25 protein-coding genes are annotated in these 22,993 nt (G+C 71.0%); 7 read left to right on the top strand and 18 right to left on the bottom strand.

Annotated features, from left to right (window positions below; translation table 11 throughout):
• Window positions 1-87 precede the first annotated feature (87 nt).
• Window positions 88-1,686 (bottom strand): ABC-F family ATP-binding cassette domain-containing protein, encoded by a 1,599-nt coding sequence (locus LRP67_RS14175; protein WP_231270811.1) that lies wholly within the window; start codon window positions 1,684-1,686, stop codon window positions 88-90.
• A 71-nt stretch (window positions 1,687-1,757) separates the two neighbouring features.
• Here LRP67_RS14175 and LRP67_RS14170 point away from each other — a divergent pair, with 71 nt between their 5' ends.
• Complete coding sequence (locus LRP67_RS14170) at window positions 1,758-2,699, top strand: neutral zinc metallopeptidase (protein WP_231270810.1); 942 nt, start codon at window positions 1,758-1,760, stop codon at window positions 2,697-2,699.
• Between the two features lie 81 nt (window positions 2,700-2,780).
• On the opposite strand, the gene LRP67_RS14165 is transcribed toward LRP67_RS14170, so the two are convergent.
• Genes LRP67_RS14165 through LRP67_RS14155 form a run of 3 tightly spaced genes read right to left on the bottom strand, consistent with a single transcriptional unit; the run spans window position 2,781 to window position 4,871 of the window.
• Complete coding sequence (locus LRP67_RS14165) at window positions 2,781-3,686, bottom strand: phosphotransferase (RefSeq protein WP_231270809.1); 906 nt, start codon at window positions 3,684-3,686, stop codon at window positions 2,781-2,783.
• 58 nt (window positions 3,687-3,744) lie between these two features.
• Window positions 3,745-4,251 (bottom strand): metallophosphoesterase, encoded by a 507-nt coding sequence (locus LRP67_RS14160; RefSeq protein ID WP_231270808.1) that lies wholly within the window; start codon window positions 4,249-4,251, stop codon window positions 3,745-3,747.
• Window positions 4,248-4,871, bottom strand: coding sequence for an acVLRF1 family peptidyl-tRNA hydrolase (locus tag LRP67_RS14155; protein WP_231270807.1), 624 nt, complete (start codon window positions 4,869-4,871; stop codon window positions 4,248-4,250). The genes LRP67_RS14160 and LRP67_RS14155 overlap by 4 nt, the downstream gene beginning before the upstream one ends.
• 122 nt (window positions 4,872-4,993) lie before the next feature.
• On the opposite strand from LRP67_RS14155, the gene LRP67_RS14150 reads away from it, so the two are divergent.
• Window positions 4,994-5,440, top strand: coding sequence for a sigma-70 family RNA polymerase sigma factor (locus tag LRP67_RS14150; RefSeq protein ID WP_308189763.1), 447 nt, complete (start codon window positions 4,994-4,996; stop codon window positions 5,438-5,440).
• Window positions 5,437-6,510, top strand: a complete 1,074-nt coding sequence (locus tag LRP67_RS14145) for a hypothetical protein (protein WP_231270805.1) — start codon at window positions 5,437-5,439, stop codon at window positions 6,508-6,510. The genes LRP67_RS14150 and LRP67_RS14145 overlap by 4 nt, the downstream gene beginning before the upstream one ends.
• Before the next feature lie 41 nt (window positions 6,511-6,551).
• On the opposite strand, the gene LRP67_RS14140 is transcribed toward LRP67_RS14145, so the two are convergent.
• The 10 genes from LRP67_RS14140 to LRP67_RS14095 all read right to left on the bottom strand — a co-directional run bounded on the left by LRP67_RS14140 (window position 6,552) and on the right by LRP67_RS14095 (window position 14,116).
• On the bottom strand, window positions 6,552-6,917 hold the full coding sequence (locus LRP67_RS14140) for a metal-sulfur cluster assembly factor (RefSeq protein ID WP_269211573.1): 366 nt from the start codon (window positions 6,915-6,917) through the stop codon (window positions 6,552-6,554).
• Window positions 6,917-7,384, bottom strand: a complete 468-nt coding sequence (gene sufU / locus LRP67_RS14135) for a Fe-S cluster assembly sulfur transfer protein SufU (RefSeq protein WP_231270804.1) — start codon at window positions 7,382-7,384, stop codon at window positions 6,917-6,919. The genes LRP67_RS14140 and sufU overlap by 1 nt, the downstream gene beginning before the upstream one ends.
• A gap of 3 nt (window positions 7,385-7,387) precedes the next feature.
• On the bottom strand, window positions 7,388-8,644 hold the full coding sequence (locus tag LRP67_RS14130) for a cysteine desulfurase (protein WP_231270803.1): 1,257 nt from the start codon (window positions 8,642-8,644) through the stop codon (window positions 7,388-7,390).
• A 70-nt stretch (window positions 8,645-8,714) separates the two neighbouring features.
• Window positions 8,715-9,470, bottom strand: coding sequence for a Fe-S cluster assembly ATPase SufC (gene sufC, locus LRP67_RS14125; RefSeq protein WP_231270802.1), 756 nt, complete (start codon window positions 9,468-9,470; stop codon window positions 8,715-8,717).
• Between the two features lie 36 nt (window positions 9,471-9,506).
• A complete protein-coding gene (locus LRP67_RS14120) occupies window positions 9,507-9,842 on the bottom strand; it encodes a non-heme iron oxygenase ferredoxin subunit (RefSeq protein ID WP_231243578.1) in 336 nt (111 codons plus the stop codon).
• Complete coding sequence (gene sufD / locus LRP67_RS14115; protein WP_269211606.1) at window positions 9,842-11,035, bottom strand: Fe-S cluster assembly protein SufD; 1,194 nt, start codon at window positions 11,033-11,035, stop codon at window positions 9,842-9,844. The genes LRP67_RS14120 and sufD overlap by 1 nt, the downstream gene beginning before the upstream one ends.
• Window positions 11,036-11,161: 126 nt before the next feature.
• On the bottom strand, window positions 11,162-12,580 hold the full coding sequence (gene sufB / locus LRP67_RS14110) for a Fe-S cluster assembly protein SufB (RefSeq protein WP_231270800.1): 1,419 nt from the start codon (window positions 12,578-12,580) through the stop codon (window positions 11,162-11,164).
• A complete protein-coding gene (locus LRP67_RS14105; RefSeq protein ID WP_231270799.1) occupies window positions 12,577-13,302 on the bottom strand; it encodes a metalloregulator ArsR/SmtB family transcription factor in 726 nt (241 codons plus the stop codon). Before LRP67_RS14105 ends, sufB begins: the two co-directional genes overlap by 4 nt.
• A 48-nt stretch (window positions 13,303-13,350) precedes the next feature.
• Window positions 13,351-13,758: a hypothetical protein gene (locus tag LRP67_RS14100; RefSeq protein WP_231270798.1), complete on the bottom strand. Its 408-nt coding sequence runs from the start codon at window positions 13,756-13,758 to the stop codon at window positions 13,351-13,353.
• Window positions 13,751-14,116, bottom strand: a complete 366-nt coding sequence (locus LRP67_RS14095) for a hypothetical protein (protein ID WP_231243583.1) — start codon at window positions 14,114-14,116, stop codon at window positions 13,751-13,753. Before LRP67_RS14095 ends, LRP67_RS14100 begins: the two co-directional genes overlap by 8 nt.
• A gap of 23 nt (window positions 14,117-14,139) precedes the next feature.
• Here LRP67_RS14095 and LRP67_RS14090 point away from each other — a divergent pair, with 23 nt between their 5' ends.
• The 3 genes from LRP67_RS14090 to LRP67_RS14080 are packed head-to-tail and all read left to right on the top strand — an operon-like array spanning window position 14,140 to window position 16,753.
• A complete protein-coding gene (locus LRP67_RS14090; RefSeq protein ID WP_231270797.1) occupies window positions 14,140-15,075 on the top strand; it encodes an ABC transporter ATP-binding protein in 936 nt (311 codons plus the stop codon).
• Complete coding sequence (locus tag LRP67_RS14085; RefSeq protein ID WP_231270796.1) at window positions 15,072-15,836, top strand: ABC transporter permease; 765 nt, start codon at window positions 15,072-15,074, stop codon at window positions 15,834-15,836. The genes LRP67_RS14090 and LRP67_RS14085 overlap by 4 nt, the downstream gene beginning before the upstream one ends.
• Entirely contained in the window at window positions 15,827-16,753 is a 927-nt protein-coding gene (locus LRP67_RS14080) for a heme A synthase (protein ID WP_231270795.1), read from the top strand. The genes LRP67_RS14085 and LRP67_RS14080 overlap by 10 nt, the downstream gene beginning before the upstream one ends.
• On the opposite strand, the gene LRP67_RS14075 is transcribed toward LRP67_RS14080, so the two are convergent.
• Window positions 16,683-17,030 carry a helix-turn-helix domain-containing protein gene (locus LRP67_RS14075; RefSeq protein WP_231270794.1) on the bottom strand — a complete coding sequence of 116 codons (348 nt, stop codon included), beginning with the start codon at window positions 17,028-17,030 and terminating at the stop codon, window positions 16,683-16,685. The genes LRP67_RS14080 and LRP67_RS14075 overlap by 71 nt on opposite strands.
• 64 nt (window positions 17,031-17,094) lie before the next feature.
• Between LRP67_RS14075 and LRP67_RS14070 the strand changes: the two genes are divergently transcribed.
• Window positions 17,095-19,341, top strand: coding sequence for an LLM class flavin-dependent oxidoreductase (locus LRP67_RS14070; RefSeq protein ID WP_231270793.1), 2,247 nt, complete (start codon window positions 17,095-17,097; stop codon window positions 19,339-19,341).
• Window positions 19,342-19,347: 6 nt separating this feature from the next.
• On the opposite strand, the gene LRP67_RS14065 is transcribed toward LRP67_RS14070, so the two are convergent.
• The 3 genes from LRP67_RS14065 to LRP67_RS14055 form a co-directional block, all read right to left on the bottom strand.
• Complete coding sequence (locus LRP67_RS14065; RefSeq protein WP_231270792.1) at window positions 19,348-19,842, bottom strand: SRPBCC family protein; 495 nt, start codon at window positions 19,840-19,842, stop codon at window positions 19,348-19,350.
• Window positions 19,843-20,351: 509 nt separating this feature from the next.
• Complete coding sequence (locus LRP67_RS14060; RefSeq protein ID WP_231270791.1) at window positions 20,352-21,263, bottom strand: class II glutamine amidotransferase; 912 nt, start codon at window positions 21,261-21,263, stop codon at window positions 20,352-20,354.
• A 205-nt stretch (window positions 21,264-21,468) separates the two neighbouring features.
• Window positions 21,469-22,971, bottom strand: coding sequence for an amino acid permease (locus tag LRP67_RS14055; RefSeq protein WP_231270790.1), 1,503 nt, complete (start codon window positions 22,969-22,971; stop codon window positions 21,469-21,471).
• Between the last annotated feature and the right edge of the window lie 22 nt (window positions 22,972-22,993).

The raw sequence follows: 22,993 nt of genomic DNA, 5'->3' as shown, positions 1-22,993 counted from the left end.
CTCCTGGTGGGCGGCTTCGCGGTCGTGAGCGGCTGGTTCGTCAGCAGCCTGCTCGTGCGCGGCGCCTGAGCCCGCCGCCACGACGGCTCAGGCCAGCGACACCAGGTCGGCGTACTCGTCGTTCCAGAGGTCCTCGTCGCCATCAGGCAGCAGCAGCACCCGGTCCGGCTCGAGCGCCAGCACCGCGCCCTCGTCGTGGGTCACCAGCACGATCGCACCCTCGTAGGTACGGATCGCCGCCAGGACCTCCTCGCGCGAGGCGGGGTCCAGGTTGTTGGTGGGCTCGTCGAGCAGCAGCACGTTGGCGCTGGAGACCACGAGGCTGGCCAGGGCCAGGCGGGTCTTCTCGCCGCCCGACAGCACCGCCGCCGACTTGTTGGCGTCGTCGCCGGAGAAGAGGAACGAGCCGAGCACGCTCCTGGCCTCGGTGTCGGTCAGCTGCGGCGCGGCGCTCTGCATGTTCTCCAGCACCGTGCGGCTGGTGTCGAGGGTCTCGTGCTCCTGGGCGTAGTAGCCGATCTTGAGCCCGTGCCCGGGGATGACCCGGCCCGTGTCCGGCTTGTCGACGCCCGCGAGGATCCGCAGCATCGTGGTCTTCCCGGCGCCGTTGAGGCCGAGGATGACCACCCGTGAGCCCTTGTCGATGGCGAGGTCGACGTCGGTGAACACCTCCAGCGAACCGTAGGTCTTCGACAGCTCCTCGGCCATCAGCGGCGTCTTGCCACAGGGGGCCGGCGAGGGGAACTTGATGTTGGCGACCTTGTCGGCCTGCCGCTCGCCCTCGAGCCCGGCCATCATCTTCTCGGCGCGCTTGAGCATCGACTGGGCCGCGACCGCCTTCGACGCCTTGGCCCGCATCTTGTTGGCCTGGTCGGTGAGCGTCTTCGCCTTGCTCTCGGCGTTGGCGCGCTCGCGCTTGCGGCGCTTCTCGTCGGTCTCGCGCTGGGTGAGGTAGTGGCGCCACCCCATGTTGTAAACGTCCATGGTCATCCGGTTGGCGTCGAGGTGGAGGACCTTGTTGACGGTCTCCTCCAGCAGCGCGTTGTCGTGGCTGATCACGATGAACCCGCCCTTGTGGGCCTTGAGGAAGTCGCGCAGCCAGACGATCGAGTCGGCGTCGAGGTGGTTGGTGGGCTCGTCGAGGATCAGGATCTCGGCGCCGGAGAACAGGATGCGCGCCAGCTCCACGCGACGACGCTGCCCGCCGGAGAGCGTCTTCAGGGGCTGGCCCAGGATCCGCTCCTGGATCCCGAGGCTGGCCGCGATCGTCGCCGCCTCCGACTCCGCGGCGTAGCCGCCCCCGGCATGCAGCTCCGCGTCGGCGTTCGTCCAGCGCCGCATGGCGCGCTCGGAGACCGCCGGGTCGTCGCTGCCCATCTCCGCCTCCGCCTCGCGCAGGCGGCGTACGACGTCGTCGAGGCCGCGCGCGGACAGGATCCGGTCACGCGCCAGGACCTCGGGGTCGCCGGTGCGCGGGTCCTGCGGGAGGTAGCCGACGTCGCCGGTGGCGGTGACCTGTCCGGACGCGGGCTGCGCCTCACCGGCGAGGATCTTGGTGAGTGTGGTCTTCCCGGCGCCGTTGCGGCCGACCAGGCCGACCTTGTCGCCGGCGGCGACGCGGAAGCTGACGTTGTCCATGAGGAGCCGCGCGCCGGCTCGTACTTCGAGCTGGTGGGCAGTGATCATCAGGGTCACTAGTGTAGGTACGCCGTCCCGGGTACTCGGTCCCGGCATGCCCTTCGACCGAGAGGAAGCCGATGCGCTTCAACCCCAAGGCCAGGCTCGACACCGGCAGGATGCGCGATGCCGGCCGCGGGACCCAGGGTGGCGGGAGGGGCGGCGGCAGAGGCCTGCCCATCCCCGGGGGCATCGGCGGGGGCGGCATCGGAGGTGTGATCCTGCTCGTCGTGCTGTTCGTCGTGGCGCAGTGCTCGGGGGTCGACATCCTCGGTGGGGGTGGCGGCACCGGTGGCGGCGGGAGCGCCTTCGACACCAGCCGCATGGCCGACACCGGGCTCTACGACAAGTGCGAGGACGGCAACGACGCCAACGAGGACAAGGACTGCCAACGCGTCGCGGTGGAGAACTCGCTCCACAACTTCTGGGGCGAGGAGCTGGCCGAGGAGTTCCAGCCCCCACAGGGCCTGGTGACCTTCTCCGGCGCGGTGCAGACCGGCTGTGGCGGCGCCACGTCCGACGTCGGCCCGTTCTACTGCCCGCCGGACCAGACCATCTACCTCGACTCGACGTTCTTCGACCAGGTCCTCGAGGACCAGCTCGGCGGTCCCGACGGCGGCTTCGTGGAGGCCTATGTCCTCGCCCACGAGTACGGCCACCACATCCAGAACCTGCTCGGCGCCATGAGCAAGGTCCGCACCCAGCAGGGCCCGCAGAGCGACGCGGTCAAGCTCGAGCTGCAGGCCGACTGCTACGCCGGGATGTGGGCGAGGGCCGCCACCCAGACCGAGGACCGCGACGGCAACGTCCTGTTCTCCTCGCTGACCGACGAGGACATCCGCCTGGCCCTCGAGGCCGCGGCCGCCGTGGGCGACGACCGCATCCAGAGCAAGACCCAGGGGCAGGTCACCCAGGAGTCCTGGACCCACGGCTCGGCCGAGCAGCGACAGCGCTGGTTCGAGGTCGGTCTCTCCGAGGGCTCGCTGGCGGCCTGCGACACCTTCGACGGCCGCCGCGTCTGACCACACGGCGGTCGAGGTGGAAACCAGCCGGCACGGTGGTTTCGGTGCGAGCGAGGCGAGCCTCGAAACCGCCCGCAGCCCTCACCAGCCCAGCAGCGCCTCGATCGCGGGGAACTGGCGCTGCAGGGCGCGCAGGTGAGGGGCGACCGCGGGGTGTCGGTACTTGCCGGCGAGGGCTCCCTCTCCCCCGGCGACTCGCGAGAGCGCCCACTCGGCGCGGGTGAGAGCGGTGTAGACGCCGGTGATGCGCGCCCCGGCGAGCACCTCGTCGCGCGTCGCGAGCCCGGGCGGGAGGCCGAGCAGGTAGGCGTCCAGCAGCGGCTCGAACTCCTCACGCGTGGCCAGCGACAGGAGGCCGAGGTCCGCCCCGACGGGCCCGGTGCCGAGGGTGGCCCAGTCGATCGCGACCACATCGTCCCCCGCTCGCCCGGGGAGGTTCGCCAGCGTCGGGTCGCCGTGCTGCGCGACGGCGGGCAGCGACTCGCTCAGGTCGAGCAGGCTGGAGCGGCGGGTCCACAGGTGGTCGGCGATGTCGGCGACCGTCGTACGCGCCAGGGTCGGCCAGCCGCCGCGGGCCTCGACCCGGCGCAGCCGGGTGCGCAGCTGGTCGCGGGCCAGCCAGGCCAGGGCGGGCAGCCCCGCGCCCGCGAAGCGCCCCAGGGCCACCGCCACGAAGAGCCCGCTGACGGCCGCGTCCTCGACCCACTCCCGGGTGATCGTGATGCCCTCCCCGTCCTCCTCGACCGCGGCCGGGGTGGCGCGCAGACCCGGGGTGGCCGCGGTGAGGCTGCAGTCGAGCACGTCGGCCTCGCGCCGCCAGAAGGCGAAGTGGCGGGGGTCGGAGAGCTCCGGGGGGTCGCCGTCGACCGGTCGTGCGAGGCGCTTGACCACCATCGGGCGACCGCCGAGGGACGTGCGCCAGAGGCCGACCGTCGACGTGCCGGTGCCGCCCGGGAGCGGGTGCCACCCTGGCTCGGGCTGCCACATGACCCGGACGCTAGCGGAAAACCGGTCGTGCACAGCGCAGGCGGGCGCCGGAGGCCCCTCAGCGTCGCGGCGGCAGCGGGTGCAGCTCGACGTCGGTGAGCCGACCGTCGGCCGCGACCGCGGTCATGTACGTGCAGTGCGGCTGACGTCGGCGGTCGGTGGGCGAGCCCGGGTTGAGCAGGCGCAGCCCGGTCGTGGCCGTCGTGTCCCACGGGATGTGGCTGTGCCCGAACACGAGCACGTCGTCATCCGGATAGGCCGCGGCGCACCGCTGCTCGCGCCCCTTCGCATCACCGGTCTCGTGGACCACGGCGAGTCGCACCCCGTCGATCTCGGCGCGGGCCACCTCCGGCAGCCGGCGGCGCAGCTCGGCGCCGTCGTTGTTGCCGTAGCAGGCGAGCAGCCGCCGCGACCGCGCCTCGAGCGCGTTGAGCAGCGACGGCTCGACCCAGTCGCCGGCGTGGACGACCAGGTCGGCGGACTCCACCTCGGCCCACACCCGATCCGGCAGATCCCGGGCTCGCTTCGGGACGTGCGTGTCGGCCAGCAGCAGGAGCCGGGTCACGACGACTCCCCCGCGTTGCGTACGTCGAAGCGCGCGGCGCAGGCGTCACGCACAGCCTGCTCGAGGATGCCGCGGCGCGGGTCCGGGACCGGGAGCCACGGCCCGACGACCCTCAGCCCCCTCAGGCGAGGATCGGCGAGCACCTCGTCGACCGCCGCCCGGTCTCCGCCCACCACCACCGGCCGCGACCCGGAGCCGAGGATCCGTGCGGCGTGGTCGGCGGCCGCCTCGTAGGCCTGGCGTGCCTGGTTCTCCCGGCGCCGGGCGAAGCGCTGCTGCGACTGACCTCCGGCCTTGGTGCGCCCCTGGACGTGGCGCTGGCCGGTCTTGGACTCGACCACTGACTCCCCTGCCAGCCGCGCGAGCGCGAAGCCGCCCTTGCGCACCAGGAGCACACCCCAGTCGGCGGGCACCCCGGACGCCGCCGCGGCCGCGAACGACGCCGCGTCCGCGCTGCCGGCGTAGGGCGCGTCGAAGGGCAGCACCGCGGTGAAGTCCGAGCCGTCCTCGGCCGCGCCAGTCAGGGCTCCGTGCGCCAGGGTGAGTGTCGCGCGGCCGTGGCGCTCGGCGAAGTTGGCGATCCACCGCTCGACGCGGGCGGCAGGCACGATGATCGACACGTAGCCGACGGTAGCGAAGCGAGGGAACCAGACCGTCACCTGGCACGTGTCAGTGGTGTGGAGACGGACGCGGAGAGCCGCGAGAGCCAGGTCGCGGGGTCTACGCGCGCACCTGCGGTCCCCTGATCGGCCTGCTGACGGTGATGGGCGGCTCGCGTGCCGACGCCGAGGAGATCGCCCAGGACTCCTTCGTCAAGCTGCTGGAGCACTGGGACAAGGTCCGCGCCTACGACGACGTGGACGCGTGGCTGCGCACCGTCGCCGTGCGGATGCTGGTGTCCCGGCACCGGCGCCGCCAGCTCGCCGCACGCGGGCTGCGCCGCCTCGCCTCCCGTACGCCGCTCGCGTCACCGCCGCCCGACGCGACCCGCCTCGATCTGGGCGACGCCCTGGCGGCCCTGCCGCTGGGCAGCCGCGCCGTCCTCCTGCTCCACCACGTCCACGACCTGCCCGTCGACGAGGTAGCCACCCTGCTGCGGGTGCCGCCCGGCACGGTCAAGTCCCGCCTCTCGCGAGCCCGCGCGGCCCTGGCGCCGCTGCTCGCCGACCCCGAACGGACCGCCCCATGAGCGAGCTCGAGCGACGCCTGGCCTCCGAGGTCGAAGCCGCCTCCCCCACCGACCCACCGGCGTACGGCGAGGTGCTCACGCGCCGCCGGCGTCGGCGTCAGCGCCGGCGTGCGTTGCTCACCTCGGCGGCCGCCGTCGTGCTCGTCGCCGGGGTGCTCGGCAGCATGGCCGCGCTGCGCACGCACGAGCCCGGCGGGGCCTCGCCCGCGATCGACCCGACGCCGACCGCGACCGAGGGCCCGCCGCCGGGCGACATCGCCGACGTGCCCCCGGAGTGGGACGACCGGCAGGCGCCGCCGGTGGTGCTCCAGCTCGACGGACGCGAGGTCCCCCTGGAGCCGTGGACCTCCTGCTACACCGCCCCGGCGAGCGCCGACGGGACCGCGTCCGGCACCTGCTCCGACGGGTTCGCGCAGCCGCCGTTCGAGAACGTCGGCGAGCGGAGCACGGTGCCGTTCTCGTTCCCGCTGAAGGGCTGGGAGTTCGAGGCGACGTTCTCGCCGTCCGGCGAGGGCGAGTGCGAGCGCACCTTCACGGTCCCGGTGGAGCGGACCGGCACCTACACGTTCGCGATCCCGTCGGCCGGACCCCCTGGTGACTATGCGGTGGATGTCTTCGGGAACGGCCCCGAGGGCGACGTCATCACCACGCTCGCGTGGACGACCACGGAGTCCGGCCACGTGCCCGAGCCGAGCGGCTACCTGGGTCTGGTCTCCGACGACGACGGCTACGTCACCTACGGCCTGGAGATGAGTGTCCAGGACCTCGCCACGACGCCGAGACGCGCGTCGCTCCGGGTGGTCGTCACCGCCGCCGACGGCGCGTCGCGGGTCTACGGACCGATGCCTCCCGACCGCGGCTGCTACGGCGCCGGGCAGGTTGTCTTCACCGAGGAGCAGGGCTCCACCGAGCCGTTCGTGCTCGGCCCTGCGCCCTTCACCTACCGCGCCGAGCTCACCCTCGACGGCACGCAGTACGTCGGCACCGCCATCTGGCCGCGCGACGAGAACGACCAGCCGCCGTACACGGACCTGACCTTCGACCCGCCGCTACCGGCCTATGGTGGTTGAGCAGGGACGGAGTTCCGTCGCCCACCAGCCTTCCACGCGCCTCAGACGTTGAAGCCGAGGGCGCGCAGCTGCTCGCGGCCGTCGGGGGTGATCTTGTCGGGGCCCCAGGGCGGCATCCAGACCCAGTTGATGGCGACGTCGTTGACCAGGCCCTCGAGGGCGGAGTTGGTCTGGTCCATGATCACGTCGGTGAGCGGGCACGCGGCCGAGGTGAGCGTCATGTCGAGGACCACGTTGCTGCCCTCGTCGACGTGCACGTCATAGACCAGGCCGAGGTCGACGACGTTGATGCCCAGCTCGGGGTCGACGACGTCCTTCATCGCCTCGGTGACGTCGTCGATCGAGACTGTCGACACGCCTCCGCCGGTGGCCTCGGGTACGTCGGGCAGGTCGGTGTGGTCAGCCATCAGATCTCCTTCGATGCGATCGCGTCGGACGGGACCGCCTGGGTGGTGGCGTCTTTCCAGGCCATCCAGGACAGTAGTGCGCACTTGACGCGCGCCGGGAACTTGGCGACACCGGCGAACGCGATGCCGTCCTCGAGGACGTCCTCGTCGGGCACGACCGTGCCCTTGCCCTGCATGAGGGTGAGGAACTCCTGGTGGATGCTCATCGCCTCGTCGACCGGCTTGCCGATCACCAGGTCGGCCATCACCGAGGTGGAGGCCTGCGAGATGGAGCAGCCCACCGCGTCGTACGACACGTCGCTCACGACGCCGTCGTCGACGTGGACGCGCAGCGTCACCTCGTCGCCACAGGTGGGGTTGACGTGGTGCACCTCGGCCCCGAAGGGCTCCCGGAGCCCCGCGTGCAGAGGGTTCTTGTAGTGGTCCAGGATGATCTCCTGGTAGAGCGCGTCGAGTTCTTGGGTCATCTCTCAGCCCAACTTGAAGTAGGACCGGGTGTATTCCAGCCCCTCGACGAGCGCGTCGATCTCGGCCGGGGTCGTGTAGAGGTACGACGACATCCGCGTCGAGCTCTGCACGCCGTAGCGGGCGTGGGCGGGCTTGGCGCAGTGGTGGCCGGCGCGCACGGCGATGCCACGCGAGTCGAGCACCTGGGCGATGTCATGCGGGTGCACGCCCTCGACCTCGAAGGAGATCGCGCCCCCGCGCTCTCGGGCCTCCAGCGGACCCAGGACCTTGATCCCCGGGATCGTCGCCAGGCCCTCGAGCGCGTAGGCGGTGATGGCCTGCTCGTGGGCGTGAACGGCCTCCATGCCGATGTGCCCGAGGTAGTCCACCGCCGCGCCGAGACCGATGGCCTCGACGATCGGCGGGGTGCCGGCCTCGAACCTGTGCGGGATCCCCGCGTACGTCGAGACGTCCATGCGGACGGTCTCGATCATCTCGCCACCACCGTGGAACGGCGGCAGCTGGTCGAGCACGGCCCGCTTGCCCCACAGCACACCGACGCCGGTCGGCCCGACGACCTTGTGGCCGGTGAACGCCAGCAGGTCGGCGCCCGAGGCCACGACGTCGACCGGCAGCTGCGGCACGGCCTGCGAGGCGTCCACGACCACGATCGCGCCGACCTCGTGGGCGCGCCGCGCGATCTGGGTGATCGGGTTGATGGTGCCGAGCATGTTGGACACCCAGGCCAGCGAGACCACCTTGGTGCGCTCGTTGACGAGCTCGTCGAGGTTCGACAGGTCGAGCCGGCCGTCCTCGGTCAGCCCGAACCAGCGCAGGGTCGCACCCTTGCGCTGCGTCAGCAGCTGCCACGGCACGATGTTGGAGTGGTGCTCCATCTCGGTGATGACGACCTCGTCGCCCTCGCCGATGGCCAGGTCGCCCGTAGCCCACGCGAGGGTGTTGGCGACCAGGTTCAGCGCCTCCGTGGCGTTCTTGGTGAAGATGACCTCGTCGCGGTCCGGCGCGCCGATGAACGCCGCCACCTTGTCGCGCGCCGCCTCGAACGCCTCGGTCGACTCCGCCCCGAGCTGGTGCATCGCGCGGGCGATATTGGCGTTGTGACGCTCGAGGTGGTCGACCATCGTGTCGATGACCACCTGCGGCTTCTGCGAGGTGTTGGCGCTGTCGAGGTAGACCAGCCGCTGCCCGTTGTCGAGCGTGCGCTCGAGGATCGGGAAGTCCTTGCGGATGATGTCGAGCTCGGGGAGGAGACCTTCCATCAGCGTTCCTTTCGGCTTACGGGGTCTCGTCGCGGACGCGCTGAGGCTCGTCCGGCTCGACCGGCGAGGGTCAGACCTTGGTGAGGTACTTGTCGTAGCCCTCGGCCTCGAGCTGGTCGGCGAGCTCGGGGCCACCTTGGTCGGCGATCTTGCCGTCGACGAAGACGTGGACCCGGTCGGGCGTGATGTAGCGAAGGATCCGGGTGTAGTGCGTGATCAGCAGGACGCCCTTGCCCTCCTGCTCGCGGTAGCGGTTGACGCCGGCCGAGACGACCTTCAGCGCGTCGATGTCGAGACCGGAGTCGGTCTCGTCGAGCACCGCGATCTTCGGGTTCAGCAGCTCGAGCTGGGCGATCTCGTGGCGCTTCTTCTCGCCGCCGGAGAAGCCCTCGTTGACCGAGCGGGTGCCGAAGGACGGGTCCAGGTTGAGGTCCTCGAGCGCCTTGTTGACGTCCTTGACCCAGTGACGCAGCTTGGGCGCCTCGCCGTCGATGGCGGTCTTGGCGGTGCGCAGGAAGTTCGAGACCGAGACCCCGGGCACCTCGACGGGGTACTGCATCGCCAGGAACAGCCCCGCGCGGGCCCGCTCGTCGACCGACATCGCCAGGACGTCCTCGCCGTCGAGGGTGACGCTACCGCCGGTCACGGTGTACTTGGGGTGGCCGGCGATCGAGTAGGCCAGCGTGGACTTACCCGAGCCGTTGGGGCCCATGATCGCGTGCGTCTCGCCGTCGTTGATCGTCAGCGTGACGCCCTTGAGGATCTGCTTGGGACCGTCCTCGGTGTCGACCGAGACGTGCAGGTCGGTGATCTCGAGCGTGCTCATGTGTGTGTCTCCTAGGTTCTGCGGAACGTCAGGGGGTCAGCTGGGGCGAACGCCGTTGAGGGGCGTGGCGACGTCGACGTAGACGCCGTCCTCACGGACGTCCACCGGGAAGGTGGCGACCGGTTCGGTGGCGGGAAGGCCGCTGGGCTTGCCGGTGCGGAGGTCGAAGCGCGAGCCGTGCAGCCAGCACTCGACCGTGCAGTCCTCGACCTCCCCCTCGCTCAGTGCGACCGCGGCGTGGGAGCAGAGGTCCTGCAGCGCGAACACCTCGTCGCCGTCGCGCGCGATCGCGACGTCCATGCCACCGACGGTGACCCCGAGGGCCTCGTCGGTCGGTACGTCGGACAGGGCGCAGGCGAGCTCGAAGGCCATCAGGCGAGCTCCTTCAATATCGTTCCTGAGGAGCCGAGGGACGAGGCGTCTCGAAGGACGTTCTTGGACAGCTCTTCCTCGACGGTCGCCATCAGCTTCTCCTCCAGGGAGGGGACGCCGATCTTGCGGATCAGGTCGTTGAAGAAGCCGTGCACGACCAAGCGGCGCGCCTCGGCCTCCGCGATGCCGCGGGCGCGAAGGTAGAACAGCTGCTCGTCGTCGAAGCGGCCGGTCGCCGACGCGTGGCCGGCGCCCTCGATCTCGCCGGTCTCGATCTCGAGGTTCGGCACCGAGTCGGCCTGGCAGCCGTCGGTGAGCACCAGGTTGCGGTTCTCCTCGTAGGTCTCGATGCCCTCGGCCACCTTGCGGATGAGGACGTTGCCGACCCAGACCGTGTGCGCGCCCTGGCCCTGCAGCGCGCCCTTGTAGACGACGTTGCTCTTGGTGCGCGGCTCGTTGTGGTCGGCGAAGAGCCGGTGCTCGAGGTGCTGGCCCTCGTCGGCGAAGTACAGGCCGAGCAGCTCCGCGGCGCCGCCGGGACCGGCGTACCTGACGTTGGCGTCCATGCGCACGACGTCGCCGCCGAAGCTGATCGCCACGTGCTTGTAGGCCGCGTCGCGCCCCACGAGCGCCTCGTGGTGGGTCAGGTGAACCGCGTCGTCGTCCCAGTCCTGCAGCGAGACGACCGTGACCTCGGAGCCGTCGCCGGCGACCACCTCCACCACCTGCGCCAGCGAGGCGTGGCCGGTGTGGTCGAGCACGACGAGGCCGCGGGAGTGGGCGCCGAAGCGCAGCACGACGTGCTCGGCCTCGGTGACCGACGCGTCGGTCCCGCGCAGCCGGAGGACCACCGGGGCGTCGAGCTCGCTCTCGGCGGGGACGTCGACGAGCAGGGTCGAGGGCACCTCGGCCAGCACCCGCGCGGCGAACCGCGTGTTGGGCACCAGGCCGCTGACGCCGCGCAGCGCGCGGGCCTCGTCGCCCTCGACGACCCGGACCGCGACCCCCTCGGGGGCCTCCCACTCGGTCGCGATCACCGGGGCGAGGAACTCCGCCTCGGCGTGCAGGCCGCGCAGGCGCTTCAGCGGGGTGAACCGCCAGATCTCCTCGCGGCCCGTCGGCACGGGGTGGTCGGCCAGGTCGAAGGACCCGGGAGGGTTCAGGTGGCTCTCGATCTTGGGCGTCTCGAGCATCGACTCCACGCTCTCGCGTGCAGCATCGGTCACAGTCACTACGTCGTCTTTCCTTGGTTCGGGTGGTGGTTTCGAGGCTCGATTCGCTCGCACCTCAACCACCGTGGGGGCCGGGGGCCGTGGCGGCTAGCCGACGGCCCCTTCCATCTGCAGCTCGATCAGTCGGTTGAGCTCGAGGGCGTACTCCATCGGCAGCTCCTTGGCGATCGGCTCGATGAAGCCGCGCACGATCATCGCCATGGCCTCGTCCTGCTCCATGCCGCGCGACATCAGGTAGAAGAGCTGGTCGTCGGAGACCTTGGAGACGCTCGCCTCATGGCCCATGGAGACGTCGTCCTCGCGGATGTCGACGTACGGGTAGGTGTCGGAGCGGCTGACCTGGTCGACCAGCAGCGCGTCGCACAGCACATTGGACTTGGAGCCGTGGGCGCCCTCGTTGACCTGGATCAGGCCGCGGTAGGACGTCCGGCCACCACCGCGCGCCACCGACTTGCTCAGGATCGAGCTCGAGGTGTGCGGAGCCGCGTGCACCATCTTGGCGCCGGCGTCCTGGTGCTGGCCCTCGCCGGCGAAGGCGATCGACAGCGTCTCGCCCTTGGCGTGCTCGCCCATGAGGTAGACCGCGGGGTACTTCATCGTCACCTTGGAGCCGATGTTGCCGTCGACCCACTCCATCGTCGCGCCGGCCTCGCAGACGGCGCGCTTGGTGACGAGGTTGTAGACGTTGTTGGACCAGTTCTGGATGGTCGTGTAGCGGCAGCGGCCGCCCTTCTTCACGATGATCTCGACGACCGCGGAGTGCAGCGAGTCCGAGGAGTAGATCGGCGCGGTGCAGCCCTCGACGTAGTGCACGTAGGCGTCCTCGTCCACGATGATCAGCGTGCGCTCGAACTGGCCCATGTTCTCGGTGTTGATCCGGAAGTAGGCCTGCAGCGGGATGTCCACGTGGACGCCCTTGGGCACGTAGATGAACGAGCCGCCCGACCACACCGAGGTGTTGAGCGCGGCGAACTTGTTGTCACCGACGGGGATGACGGTGCCGAAGTACTCCTGGAACAACTCCGGCTGCTCGCGCAGCGCGGTGTCGGTGTCCAGGAACAGCACGCCCTGGGCCTCGAGGTCCTCGCGGATCGAGTGGTAGACGACCTCGGACTCGTACTGCGCGGCGACCCCGGACACGAGGCGCTGCTTCTCCGCCTCGGGGATGCCGAGCTTGTCGTAGGTGTTCTTGATCTCCTCGGGGAGGTCGTCCCACGTCGCCGCCTGCTTCTCGCTGGAGCGCACGAAGTACTTGATGTTGTCGAAGTCGATCCCGCCGAGGTCCGAGCCCCAGGTCGGCATCGGCTTGCGGTGGAAGAGCTTGAGGCCCTTGAGGCGCAGGTCGAGCATCCACTGCGGCTCGTTCTTGAGCGCGGAGATGTTGCGCACGACCTCCTCGCTGAGGCCGCGCTGCGCCGTCGCACCCGCGACGTCGGTGTCGGCCCAGCCGAAGTCGTAGCGGCCGATTCCCTTGAGCTCGGGGTTGAGCTCTTCGATGGAGGTCATCTGGTGACCCTCTCCTTCTCATTGGCCTGCTCGTTGGTCGAGCCTGGGCTGGTGGGCGCGGTGGCGGGGATGCAGGTGGTGCAGACCCCGTCGCCGTGCGCGATGGTGGCGAGCCGCTGCACGTGGTGGTCGAGGACGCGGCTGATCGCCGCGGTCTCGGCCTCGCACAGCTGGGGGAACTCATGGGCGACGTGGGAGACCGGGCAGTGCTGCTGACACAGCTGCTCCCCCACGACCGGGAGCTGACGCACCGAGGCGGCGTAGCCCTCGTCGGTGAAGATCCGGGCGAGCACCTCGGCCGGGCTCAGGTGCGGCTCAGCGGCGGACAGCGCCCCGAAGCGCTCCTCGACGAACGCCACCCGGCGCTCGGCGAAGGCGCGGACGGCATCCTCGCCCCCGGTCTCGGCAAGGAAGCGGAGGGCCTGAGCCGCCAGGTCGTCGTACTTCTGGTCGAAGCCGTCGCGACCGGTCTCGGTGAGCGCGAAGAGCTTGGCGGGGCGGCCCCGGCCGCGGACGGCCTGCGAGCGCGGCTCGCGCGCCTCCACCGAGCCGTCCTCGACCAGCTGGTCGAGGTGGCGGCGTACGGCGGCCGGCGTCAGGTCGAGCCGCACCGCGAGCGCCGCGGCGGTGGACGGACCTTCGACGAGGATCGACCGCACGACGCGCTGGCGCGTCGTCTGGTCCGGCCCGGGCACGGGCGTGGCCACCTCGTCGAATTCCACAACAACATTGTGACGTTAATGCCCAACCCGGTTCAAGCAAGGTGAGCCTTACCCAGGGTCGGTGCGTGACCCGGGTCTCGTCGCCCGAAGCCAGGCCAGCCCCGCGAACGGCAGGACGAGCGGGAGGAAGGCGTAGCCCCGGCCGAAGTGCGACCACACGGTCCGGTCCGGGAACCACTCGGTCACCGCGTAGCTGAGCACGCCCACCACCAGCACCCCGGCCAGCTCGACCGAGCACGCCACCGCGGCGACCCACCAGCCCCGTCGGCCGCCGAGCAGCAGGCAGGTCGTGGCCACGAGGTAGACGACGGCCGCGAACAGCGAGAGCGAGTACGCCACCGGTGCCCGGTCGGCGTGCGCCCCCAGCTGCACCAGCGAGCGGCCGGTCGCGGCGACCGCGAACACGCCGTAGACGAAGACGAGCACCCGACCGGGGCCCGAGGCGAGGTCACGCACCGGCACCACTCCAGATCGACCACAGGCGCACCTCGAGCGCGACCACGGTGAGCGCGGCCACCGCCAGGACGGCGGTGCCGGCCCGCGAGCGCTCGGCCAGGGACCAGAAGGCTCCCACCGGCAGCGCCAGCGCCACGCCCACGAGATAGCTGACGAACAGCACGCCCGAGACGTCGCGGTCGGTGCCCGACAGCTGCACCACGCCCACCACGAGCTGCACCAGCAGCACGACCTCGACGAGTGCCAGCAGCGCGAACTCCCGGTCGTTGGCGGGCTCGTCGCGCACCAGCAGCACCGCGACCGCGATCAAGGTCACGGCGCTCAGCACGAGCACCGCACCCATGACCCAGACGTTCACGGCCGCAACCCTAGACTGCCCTGGTGCCTGTCATTCCCGCTGTCTCCGTCGACGGCTTGGTGATGAGGTACGGCGACAAGCTCGCGGTCGACGGCCTCAGCCTCACCGTGGAGCAGCACACGATCACGGCCGTGCTGGGTCCCAACGGCGCGGGCAAGACCACCACGCTCGAGACCTGCGAGGGCTACCGCGGCCCGCAGCAGGGGACCGTCCGGGTGCTCGGGCTGGACCCGGTGCGCCAGCGCAAGGAGCTGCACCCGCGCATCGGCGTGATGCTGCAGGGCGGCGGTGCGTGGAGCGGCGTACGCGCGATGGAGATGCTGCGCCACATGGCCCGGCTGCACGCCCACCCGCTCGACGTGGAGCCGCTCGCGGAGCGGCTGGGGCTGGGCGAGTGCGGCCGCACGCCGTACCGGCGCCTCTCCGGCGGCCAGCAGCAGCGCCTCGCGCTCGCGCTGGCGCTGGTGGGGCGCCCGGAGGTGGTGTTCGTGGACGAGCCCACCGCGGGGATGGACCCGCAGGTCCGCCGTACGACCTGGGAGCTCCTGCAGGAGCTGCGCGAGGACGGCGTCACCGTCGTGCTGACGACGCACTACATGGACGAGGCCGAGCAGCTCGCCGACATGATCCACATCATCGACCACGGCCGCCTGGTCGCCTCCGGGACGCCGCTGGAGCTGGTCCGCGGCGGCACGGTCACCACGATCCGCCTGGTCGTCACCAAGCCCTTCCCGCCCGGGGCCCCCGGCTCGTTGCGCGAGGCCCTCGGGCCCGAGACCGTGGTCGCCCAGCTCGACGACGTCAGCCTGCTCGTGACCGGGCCGGCCGACGCCTCGACGCTGGCCAAGGTCTCGCGGTGGTGCGACGTCAACGGCGTCCTGCCGGAGTCGCTCACGCTCGGCCAGCGCAACCTCGAGGACGTGTTCCTCGACCTGACCGGAGGCGAGCTGACCCCGTGACCGGCACCTTCACCCCGATGCCCGGAGCCGCACCGCTCCCCCGCCAGATCCTCGCCCAGGCCGGCATGGAGGCGCGGCTGATGCTGCGCAACGGCGAGCAGCTGCTGCTCGCCGTCGTGATCCCCGCGATCGTCCTCGTCGGCGGCGTGAAGGGCTCCGACCGCATCGGACTGGACTTCTCGCGCCCGGCGGTCGACGTCATCACGCCCGGGGTGCTGGCGCTCGCGATCATGTCCACGGCGTTCACGTCGCTGGCCATCGCGACCGGCTTCGAGCGGCGCTACGGCGTCATCAAGCGCCTCGGCACCTCGCCGCTCTCCCGCACCGGCCTGCTCGCCGGCAAGGTGGGCGCGCTGCTGCTCGTCGAGGTGCTCCAGATCGCGGTCATCTCCGGCGTCGGCCTCGCCCTCGGGTGGGAGCCCTCCGTCGACCTGCTCGGCACGGTCCTGGCCGTGGTGCTCGGCACCGCGGCGTTCGCCGGCCTCGGTCTCGCTCTCGCCGGCTCCCTGCGCGCGGAGGCGACGCTGGCCGCCGCCAACCTGGTCTACCTGCTGCTGCTCGCCGGCGGGGCCGTCGTGCTCCCCACCTCGGCGTACGGCGACTTCGGCGAGGTCGTGCGCTGGCTGCCCTCCGGGGCCCTCGGCAACGCCATGCGCGACGCCCTCACCGACGCCGCCGTCGCCTGGCGCGAGCTGGGCGTCCTGCTCGCCTGGGCCGTCGGCGGCGCCGCACTCACCGCGAGGACGTTCACATGGGAGTAGCCCGCTTCGTCCGGCCCCTTGGCTGGGCCACCCTCGTCGCCAACGTGATGCTCGTCGTCACGGGTGGTGCCGTACGGCTGACGGGCTCCGGGCTCGGGTGCCCGACCTGGCCGCGCTGCACCGAGGAGTCGTTCCGACCACACGGCGAGCTCACCCTCCACGCCGCGATCGAGTTCGGCAACCGGATGCTGACCTTCGTGCTGGTCGCCATCGCCGTGGCGACGTTCGTGTCGGCCTGGCAGACCGGACGCCGCGACCTGCGGCGGCTGTCGGTGATCCTGGCGCTCGGCATCCCCGCCCAGGCCGTGATCGGCGGCATCACCGTCCTCACCGATCTGAACCCCTGGGTCGTCTCGTTCCACCTTCTCTGCTCGATGGCCATCATCGGGCTCGCCGTGGTGTTCCTGCGCCGCATCGACCACCCGGACCCCGCGCACGCTCGCGGCGGGCTGGTCGGCCTGGCGTGGGTGACCTTCGCCGCCGCCTGGGCGGTCCTCTACCTCGGCACCGTCGTCACCGGCTCCGGACCGCACGCCGGCGACATCGACTCGCCCCGCAACGACCTCGACCCGCTCCAGGTCAGCCAGCTCCACGCCGACTCGGTGTTCCTGTTCCTCGGCCTCACCATCGGGCTGATCTTCGCGCTGGTCGCGACCGGGGCGCCCCGCGAGGCGCGGCGGGCCGTCGTCGTCCTGCTCGCCGTCTCGCTCGGTCAGGGCGCCATCGGCTTCGTGCAGTACTTCACCGACCTGCCCGAGATCCTCGTGGGCTTCCACATGCTCGGCGCCGCGCTGGTGTCGGCGTGCGTCACCTGGGCGCTGCTCACGGTCATCCACACGCCGACGATCAGCGCCAGCGCAGGTGGTAGGCCACCAGCGGTTGCATCGCCACCAGCAGGTCGCGACCGCGTGGGGTGAGCCGGTAGCGCACGGAGACCGGCGTCGTCGCGATCACCTCGCGGGCGACGAGGTCGTGGGCCTCCAACTCGCGCAGCCGGGCGGTGAGCAGGCGGGCGGAGAGCCCGTTGACGGCCGCCTGGATCTCTCCGAACCGCGACGCGCCCCGGCCGAGCGCGAGCATGATCGCGCCGGTCCAGCGGCGTCCCACGAACTCCAGCCCCGCAGTGGCCTCCCGGCAGGTGGCGTCGTCGATCAGGTGGTCCTGGCGGCGGTTCGTCGAGCTCTCGGAGGTCACTTACCGAGTGTAACCTACTTACGCACGGGTGGCGCCGTGCTCCCGTCCGAAGGATGCTGGTGGCATGCCCGACTACGGTCACCCTCTGCGCTTCGGATCCTTCGTCACCCCCACGGCCGCCTCGCCTCAGCGACCGGTCGAGCTCGCGGTCCTCAGCGAGGAGCTCGGCTACGACCTCGCGACGTTCCAGGACCACCCCTACCAGCCGTCGTTCCTCGACACCTGGACGCTGATGTCCTACGCCGCCGCGCGCACCGAGCGGATCCACCTCGCCGGCAACGTGCTCAACCTGCCGCTGCGCCCGCCCGCGGTGCTGGCGAAGTCGGTGGCCAGCCTCGACCTGCTCTCCGGCGGCCGGGTGGCGCTGGGGTTGGGCGCCGGCGGGTTCTGGGACGCGATCGAGGCCTATGGCGGCACCAGACTGAGCCCCGGTGAGGCGGTGGACGCGCTCGCCGAGGCGCTCACGATCATCCGCGGCGTGTGGGACACCTCCGACCGCTCGGTCCTCGCCGTCGACGGCGCCCATCACCGGGTCCGCGGCGCCAAGCGCGGGCCGGCGCCCGCGCACGGGGTGCCGATCTGGCTCGGGGCCCTGAAGCCACGGATGTTGCGGCTGATCGGCCGCGCGGCCGACGGCTGGCTGCCCTCGATGCCGTACCTGCAGCCCGGCGACCTCGAGCGCGGCATGCGGGTGATCGACGGGGCGGCCCGGGAGGCCGGCCGGGACCCCGCCGAGGTGGTACGGCTGCTCAACATCGCTCCGGAGACCCGCACCGACGAGCTGGTGCGTCTCGCCGTCGAGGACGGTGTGAGCACCTTCATCGTGATGGGCGACGACGAGGGCGGGCTGCGCCGCTTCGCGGACGTCTTCGGCGAGGTGCGCGACCGGGTCGCCGAGGCCCGCGAGGGCTCCGGGGTGCGCGAGCGGGCGCGGGTCCGTGGCGCCACGGCCTTGGCCAGGCGACTGCCGGGGATCGGCTACGACGACCTGCCCACGGAGCTGGCCGAGCGCGCGGTCGAGCCCGGCGACCCGGCGTACGCCCGCTACACGTCGAGCTACCTACGCGGCGGCGCCCCCGGGCTGGTGCTCCGGCCGCGCACCGTCACCGAGGTGCAGGCCGCGGTCGCCGTCGCCCGGGAGCACCGCGAGCTGCCGCTCGGGATCCTCAGCGCCGGGCACGGCATCTCCGGACGCTCCCTCAACCGCGGCGGGCTGGTCATCGACGTCGGCGCGCTCGACACCGTCGAGGTGCTCGACGCCGAGACCGGCCGGGTCCGGCTCGGGCCGGGTGCCCGGTGGGTCGACGTCGCCCGCACGCTCGCGCCGTACGGGCTCGCGGTCAGCAGCGGCGACTACGGCGGCGTGGGCGTCGGCGGGCTCGCCACCGCCGGCGGCATCGGCTGGTTCGCGCGCAGCCATGGCCTGACCATCGACCACCTGAACGCGGTCGAGCTCGTCCTGGCCGACGGCGCGGTGGTGCGCACCAGCGCCGAGGTGCAGCCCGACCTGTTCTGGGCCGTGCGCGGCGCCGGCGCCAACTTCGGCGTCGCCACCTCCTTCGAGCTCACCGCCGCCCGGGTCGGCACGATCGGCTTCGCCCAGCTGGCCTTCGACGCCAGCGACACCGCGACCTTCCTGGAGCGGTGGGGGCGCGAGATCGAGTCCGCGGACCGCAGCGTCACCGGGCAGGTCATCCTCGGCCCGCGGCGGGGCGGGCGGCGGGTCGCGCAGGCGATGCTGGTGGTCGACGCAGGCGACCCCGAGACCGTCGTCGAGCACCTGCAGCCGATCGCCGAGATCGCCCCGCTGCTGCAGCAGCACGTCACGCTCACCACCTACGACCAGGTCATGGGCGCGTTCAGCAACGACGCGCCGCAGCAGGGCCGCGGCGAGCCGCACACCCACTCCGGCCTGGCCGACCACCTCACCCCCGAGCTCGCCGCCGAGATCGCGGACCTGCTCGACGCCGGCACCTCGTACTTCTTCTCGATCCGCGCCGTCGGCGGCGCGGTCGCCGACGTCCCGAGCGGGGCCACGGCGTACGCCGGCCGCAGCGCGGCGTTCTCGCTCTCCGGCTTCGGCACCGGTCCGGCGTACGACGTGGCCTGGGAGCGGCTCGTCCCCCACCTGTCCGGCAGCTACCTCAGCTTCGAGACCGGCACCGGACCCCTCTGGGTCGAGCGCGCCTTCCCAGCCGCCCACCTCGCCCGGCTGCGCGACCTCAAGCGTCGCTACGACCCCACCGGCCTGTTCCGCGACAACTTCTTCATCGATCCGAGGACCGACGCGGTCGAGGGCCCCGCGGCGTGAGGCCCCTTACGCCGGCGACCGGGGCCTGAGGGCGGCCGCCACCACGTCGGGGTCCCCGCAGGCGCGGGCGAAGGCCGCGATCCGAGCCCGGATCTCGCGGCCCAGCAGCCACCGGCCGATCGGGTCGGCCAGCGGGCTGAGCCACGAGGGCCGACCGGACCAGGTGTACTTCCACACCGCGCGGGTGCCGGCGACCCCGTCGCGCTCCTCGGGGGTGAAGCGCCAGCCGCCGCCGAAGGTCGCGAAGAACCACGGTCCCTTCTCCATCGTCATGCCGACCGAGGTCGGCGGACGGTAGGAGACGTAGCGGCTGATCATCGTCGGCCCGACCCGCGCCTTGGTCAGCGTGCGGACCCCGGTGCCTGGCCGCTCGGCCTCGATCAGGTGCTGGTGGCGGATGAACGGGTCCCAGCCCAGCCTGACCTCGCCGGTCGTCTGGGAGACGGCGAACGCCGTGTCGGGCGGCACCCCGACCCACGCGTCTGCTGTGACTTGGGGCATGGGTGGCAGCATGTCACGGCTGGGCGAGCGCCGGGATTGTGACATCAGCTCCTGCGGCGGTCTCGGCGGCGGCGGGGGCCGAATCGGGGCGGGCCGGGGGTTGTCCGACCCGGCCGGTGGGACGAGCATCTCCCGCATGGACCCATCCGAGGCGGAGTACACGGTGTCGATCTCACGGCTCTGGTCGTCCCCCGAGCCGGAGGGCTGGGTCGACGGGGACGGGGCACCGACGAGCAGACGAGACCGGTCGTGCGCCTTCTGTGGCGACCCGGCTACCTGGGTGCACCCCTTGGCCCGTGATCTCATCGCCTACCGGGAGTACGGCAAGGGGCACACGCTGCCCTCGTTCTGGGCGTTGTGCGACCGCTGCGAGGACGTGCACCGATCGGGTGACCTGGCGGCAGCCCAGTCCCGGATTCGATGAGCCGCTGGTGTTGCGCCCGGCCAGCGTCCCCATGGACATCGCCTGCTTCTGACGTTCCTGGGACCGCCCGGCTCCCGGCGCCCGTCTACACCTTCAATCGGTCCACCGTTCTGGTGATGCTCTCGCCGTCCCTCTCGAGGAACACGATCTCCCCGAACTCCAACGTCGACCAGTCGTCGGTGCCTTCGGTCAGCGGCTCGGAGGCGAAGATGACGGACGTCGCCTCCTCGATGCGGCAATCCTCGAAGTCGTAGGTCGTCTCGTCATGCTGGAAGTTCCGACCCGCCAGCAGATACATCGGCTCCAAGAGCATCGAGAGGGCGAAGTCATCCGTGCCCGGACCGGACTTTCGCAGCTCTCTCCAGTCACCCGCCGGCTCGGTCTCACCCTGGTGGCCGGTTCCGACGTTGACCCCGATGATCCGGTTCGGGGCGACCAGGGCCACCTTCAGCTTGGCCAGTGCCGGGAGATCAAGATCCTTCATCGCCTGCACGAGGAGCCTCATCATCTCCTCGAATCCGCGTTTCACATCCTCGTCGCTGTCGCTCTCGAGCAGGGACAGCAGGAGCACGTAGAGGAACTCCGTGTCCGTGTTGCCCCTCATCTGCTCCAGGTACTGGTCCTTGCAGTGGCGCAGCAGCTCGCGCTGCAAGAGCTTCCAGTTCGGCAGATCACCGTTCTGCGCGATGATCCAAGGGGTTCCTCGGTAGGAGAAGGGGTGACAGTTCTCGTCGGCCAGCACGGTCTTGGCGTTGTAGTCCGCCGCTCTCACGTGAGCAAGCATGGTGCTGACCTGAAGACTCGGCACGATGCCGCCGACGTTGTCGTCGTAGAAGGCAGCCATGGGGCGGTGGTAGAGGAACGGCTCGTCTGGTTTGAGCAGGTGCTCGCTCCACGCTCCGAATCCCCACCCGGCCAGCTGAAGCTGAGGGTGACGCTCCGGGTCGAGGGCCTGGTTGACGAGACTGTTCTCAGGCTTGAGCAGGAGGTTCTCCAACGGTACTTCCGACCCGATATAGGCGAGGACTCGGCACATAGGTCTCCTTCACTGATGGGTCTTTGATCCGCGATCGATCGCGCGCGCGAGTGCCGCTGCGCCGTTGTCGTAGCGTCAACTCTGAACGGGTGCTCGTCGTTGATGACCAACCAAGCACGCATCCACGTCCCGACCACCATCGCGCGCGTTCAGCCTGACGCGCCCCCTAGACCGCGTCGGGGCTGGACTCGGGCGCGGCCTGACTCCGCCCGAGGCGTGAGTGGCGGTAGCCGTAGCCGGCGTAGACGACCAGGCCGATGCCCATCCACGCCAGGAAGCGGACCCAGGTGCCGCCGGTGAGGTTCAGCATCAGGTAGAAGCACAGCAGCACCGAGGCGGTGGCGACCACGTAGACGGCCGGCGTCCGGAAGGAGCGGTGCAGCTCCGGTCGGCTGCGGCGCAGGATCACGACGCCGACGCTGACCAGCATGAACGCGAAGAGGGTCCCGATGCTGACCAGGTTGACCAGGGTGGCGAGGTCGACGAAGCCACCGATCAGTGCCACCGCGACACCCGTGAGGATCGTCATGACGTAGGGCGTGCCGAAGCGTGGGTGCACCTTGGCCAGCCCCTGGGGCAGCAGCCCGTCGCGAGCCATGGCGAAGGCGACGCGGGTCTGGCCGAGGATCAGGATCATCACCACCACGATCAACCCGATGCAGGCGCCGATCGAGATCAGCCGGCCCATGAACTCCAGCCCCACGGCATCGAACGCGGTCGCGAGCGGGGCGGGGTCGCCGGCCTCGATGTCGCGGAAGTTCTGCATCCCGGTGAGGACCAGGCTCACTGCCATGTAGAGCAGGGTCACGATGACGAGGGAGCCGAGGATGCCGCGGGGCACGTCGCGCTGTGGGTTCCTGGTCTCCTCCGCCGTGGTGGCGACGACGTCGAAGCCGATGAAGGCGAAGAACACGATCGAGGCACCGGCGATCACGCCCGCGAGACCGTAGACGGCAGGCTCGACCCCCAGCAGCGAGCTGATCAGCGTGACGTCCAGGAAGCCGCCGCTCGCCTCGGGGGTGGGCTCCGAGGGCGGGATGAACGGCGTGTAGTTGGCGGCCTTGATGTGGCCGATGCCGAAGATGATGACCACGGCGATGACCAGCAGCTTGACCGCGACGATGACCTGGTTGAGCCGGCTCGAGAGCTTGATGCCGCCCACCAGGACCGCCGTCACCAGCAGCGAGATCACGACCGCCGGCAGATCCACCACGCCGTCGGCGGCCGATCCCAGGGACTCCGGCACCTCGAGGAACGTGCCATGGAAGACCTCCTGGAAGTACCCCGAGAAGCTCGTGCTGAGCGCCGCCGCCCCGATCGTGAACTCCAACGCCAGGTCCCACCCGATGATCCAGGCGAGCAGCTCGCCGAACGAGGCGTAGCTGAAGGTGTAGGCACTGCCGGCGACCGGGAGGGTTGAGGCGAACTCCGCGTAGCAGAGCGCCGCCAGCCCGCAGGCGAGACCCGCGATCGCGAAGGAGATCGTGATCGCCGGTCCGGAGTTGGTCTTGGCCACCGTGCCGGTCACGACGAAGATCCCGGCACCGATGATGACCCCGACGCCGAAGATCAGCAGGTCCAGGACGCCGAGATCCTTCTTCAGCCGGTGCTCCGGCTCATCGGTCTCGGCGATGGACTGCTCGACCGACTTCGTACGAAAGAGGTCCATCACAGCACCGTAGGCGACCGCA

Source organism: Nocardioides sp. cx-169 (assembly GCF_021083605.1).
Taxonomy (GTDB): Bacteria; Actinomycetota; Actinomycetes; order Propionibacteriales; family Nocardioidaceae; genus Nocardioides.
The sequence above is the reverse complement of the archived record's forward strand: the minus strand, read 5'-3'. Positions and strand labels throughout refer to the sequence as shown.

Coding starts and splice junctions, on each gene's coding strand:
- LRP67_RS14175 (WP_231270811.1), bottom strand. CDS start 1,686: ATGATCACTGCCCACCAGCTCGAAGTACGAGCCGGCGCGCGGCTCCTC.
- LRP67_RS14170 (WP_231270810.1), top strand. CDS start 1,758: ATGCGCTTCAACCCCAAGGCCAGGCTCGACACCGGCAGGATGCGCGAT.
- LRP67_RS14165 (WP_231270809.1), bottom strand. CDS start 3,686: ATGTGGCAGCCCGAGCCAGGGTGGCACCCGCTCCCGGGCGGCACCGGC.
- LRP67_RS14145 (WP_231270805.1), top strand. CDS start 5,437: ATGAGCGAGCTCGAGCGACGCCTGGCCTCCGAGGTCGAAGCCGCCTCC.
- LRP67_RS14140 (WP_269211573.1), bottom strand. CDS start 6,917: ATGGCTGACCACACCGACCTGCCCGACGTACCCGAGGCCACCGGCGGA.
- sufU (WP_231270804.1), bottom strand. CDS start 7,384: ATGACCCAAGAACTCGACGCGCTCTACCAGGAGATCATCCTGGACCAC.
- LRP67_RS14130 (WP_231270803.1), bottom strand. CDS start 8,644: ATGGAAGGTCTCCTCCCCGAGCTCGACATCATCCGCAAGGACTTCCCG.
- sufC (WP_231270802.1), bottom strand. CDS start 9,470: ATGAGCACGCTCGAGATCACCGACCTGCACGTCTCGGTCGACACCGAG.
- LRP67_RS14120 (WP_231243578.1), bottom strand. CDS start 9,842: ATGGCCTTCGAGCTCGCCTGCGCCCTGTCCGACGTACCGACCGACGAG.
- sufD (WP_269211606.1), bottom strand. CDS start 11,035: ATGCTCGAGACGCCCAAGATCGAGAGCCACCTGAACCCTCCCGGGTCC.
- sufB (WP_231270800.1), bottom strand. CDS start 12,580: ATGACCTCCATCGAAGAGCTCAACCCCGAGCTCAAGGGAATCGGCCGC.
- LRP67_RS14080 (WP_231270795.1), top strand. CDS start 15,827: ATGGGAGTAGCCCGCTTCGTCCGGCCCCTTGGCTGGGCCACCCTCGTC.
- LRP67_RS14070 (WP_231270793.1), top strand. CDS start 17,095: ATGCCCGACTACGGTCACCCTCTGCGCTTCGGATCCTTCGTCACCCCC.
- LRP67_RS14065 (WP_231270792.1), bottom strand. CDS start 19,842: ATGCCCCAAGTCACAGCAGACGCGTGGGTCGGGGTGCCGCCCGACACG.
- LRP67_RS14055 (WP_231270790.1), bottom strand. CDS start 22,971: ATGGACCTCTTTCGTACGAAGTCGGTCGAGCAGTCCATCGCCGAGACC.